2 protein-coding genes are annotated in these 2,557 nt (G+C 62.8%); both read right to left on the bottom strand.

Annotated features, from left to right (window positions below):
* Positions 1–1,318 (bottom strand): Trk system potassium transporter TrkA (trkA, locus tag A3754_RS24380; protein WP_063521587.1); only part of this gene is annotated, 1,318 nt, incomplete at its 3' end.
* A partial coding sequence (rsmB, locus tag A3754_RS24375; protein ID WP_063521586.1) for a 16S rRNA (cytosine(967)-C(5))-methyltransferase RsmB occupies positions 1,315–2,557 on the bottom strand: 1,243 nt, incomplete at its 5' end. The genes trkA and rsmB, both read right to left, overlap by 4 nt.

Below are 2,557 nucleotides of genomic sequence, written 5' to 3'. Positions count from 1 at the left end.
CGATCAGGAACAGGATTACGTGGTCGTCCGGTTCGATCACCACATGGTCGTGGGCAATCAGCACTTTTTCGCCGCGCACGACTGCACCAATGGTGGTGCCTTCCGGTAGATCAATTTCATCGATGGCGCGCCCTACCACTTTGGACGACTTGGCGTCGCCATGGGCAATCGCTTCAATGGCTTCCGCTGCGCCCCGGCGCAGGGAATAAACGTTGACCACATCGCCCCGGCGCACATGGCTGAGCAGGCTGCCGATGGTGGATTGCTGGGGTGAAATGGCAATGTCGATGTCGTGGCCCTGCACCAGATCCACGTAGGCCGGATTGGAGATCAGCGTCATCACCTTGCGGGCGCCCAGCCGTTTGGCCAGCAAGGAGGCCATGATGTTGGCTTCGTCATCGTTGGTGAGCGCGCAGAACACATCGGTGTTTTCGATGTTGGCCTTGAGCAGTTCGTCCCGGTCGGTGGCCAGGCCTTGCAGCACCACGGTCTGATGCAGTTTCTCGCCCAGCCATTCCGCCCGTTTGGGCATGCGCTCCAGCACTTTGACGTTGTAACGATGCTGAATGGTCTTGGCCAGCCGGTAACCGATGTTGCCGCCGCCGGCGATCACGATGCGCTTGTAGTTATGCTCCAGGCGGCGCAGCTCGCTCATGACCGCACGGATGTCGTTCTTGGCGGCGATGAAGAAGACTTCATCGTCGGCTTCGATCACGGTGTTGCCTTCCGGGATGATCGGTCGGCCACGGCGGAAAATAGCAGCGACGCGGGTATCCACGTTGGGCATGTGTTTGCGCAATTCACGCAGCTCGTTGCCCACCAGCGGCCCACCGTAATAGGCGCGCACTGCCACCAGCTGTACCCGGCCACCGGCGAAGTTCACCACCTGCAGGGCGCCAGGATGTTCAATCAGGCGCTTGATGTAGTCAGTCACTACCTGTTCAGGGCTGATGATCACATCAATGGGCAGGGCGTTTTCGTTGAACAGTTTTTCCGAGCGGCTGGTGTAGTGGGCGGTGCGAATGCGGGCGATCTTGGAGGGGGTGCGGAACAGGGAGTAAGCCACCTGACAGGCGATCATGTTGACCTCGTCAGAGTTGGTCACCGCGATCAGCATGTCCGCGTCTTCGGCGCCGGCTTCCTTGAGTACTGCCGGGTAGCAGCCCATGCCGCGCACGGTGCCGATATCCAGGCGGTCACCCAGCTCGCGCAGGCGCTCATCATCGGTGTCGATGACCGTGATGTCGTTGCGTTCATTGGCCAGGTTTTCGGCCAGAGTGCCGCCCACCTGGCCGGCACCGAGAATAATGATTTTCATGAACTGAGTCGGGCCCCCGATTCTTTACGCAGGCAAGCCAGGTAGAAACCGTCCGGACCGTGTTGTTCCGGGAACAGCTGCCACCCTGCGTCCACCATTGTGGCCCCTTCCGGCCGTGGCGTCACATCCCGGGCCTGCGGCTGGCGTTGCAGGAAGTCACGAACCTGATGGTCGTTCTCGTCGCGCAGCACCGAACAGGTGGCATACACCAGCATGCCGCCGGGATTGAGCAGCGGCCATAGTGCATCCAGCATGCGTGCTTGTAAATCAACCAGTGCGGGAATGTCCGAGGCTTTGCGGTGCCATTTCACATCGGGTTGGCGGCGCAGGATGCCGGTGGCGGAGCAGGGTGCGTCCAGCAGGATGGCATCGAAGGGGGTGCCGTCCCACCAGGATTGCGGGTCGCTGGCGTCGCCTTGCAGCAGGGTGACGTCGGTGCCCAGTCGCGCCAGGTTCTCGCGGATGCGGGCCAGTCGCTTGCCTTCCAGCTCCAGGGCGGTGAGGTCTGTGGCGGGGAATTTCTCGCGCAGCTGCCCGGTTTTGCCGCCGGGGGCGGCGCAGGCGTCCAGAATGCGGCCGTTGGCCGGGGCCTGCAGCAATTCGGCGGGCAGTTGGGCGGCTTCGTCCTGCACCGAGAGGGCACCTTGCTCAAAACCGGGTAGCNGAAATACCGGCCGGGCGGGCTGCAGGTAAATGCTGTAAGGGGCAACGCTGCCGGCACGGGCGCCCTCACCCAGGGCGGTAAGGGCATCGGCGCGTTGTTGCTGCTGACGATTCACCCGCAGGGTGAACGGCGGTGTTTGCAGGTTGGCGCGGGCCATGGCGTCGGCGTCGTCGGGCCAATCTTTTTGCCAGCGTTTAAACAGCCAATCTGGCAGGCTCAGCTGGATGTTGGCGGGGGCGTCGGCCACGGCTTGTTCAATGGTGATCTGGCTGGCCTTGCGCAGTACCGCATTGCTCAGGCCGGCGGCCCAGGGGGCTTTCAGCTTGCGGCATAGCTGCGGGTAAGCATTGACGATGGCGTGGGCCGGGCGGTCGCTAAACCACAGTTCATAGAGGCCGGCCAGCAGTGCCAGCCGCACCGGCTGGGCGCTGGCCTTGAGCGGTTTGGAGAGCTGTTGGTTGAGCCAGTGGTTGAGCGGGCGCAGGTGACGGCATACGCCGAAGCAGATATCGCGCATCTGGCCGCCGTCGCTGCCTTGCAGGGGAAAGTCGCGCAGCACTTCGCGCAGGCTTTCG

This window comes from Alcanivorax sp. HI0083, from assembly GCF_001635175.1.
This window is presented reverse-complemented; position numbering and strand designations above follow the sequence as displayed.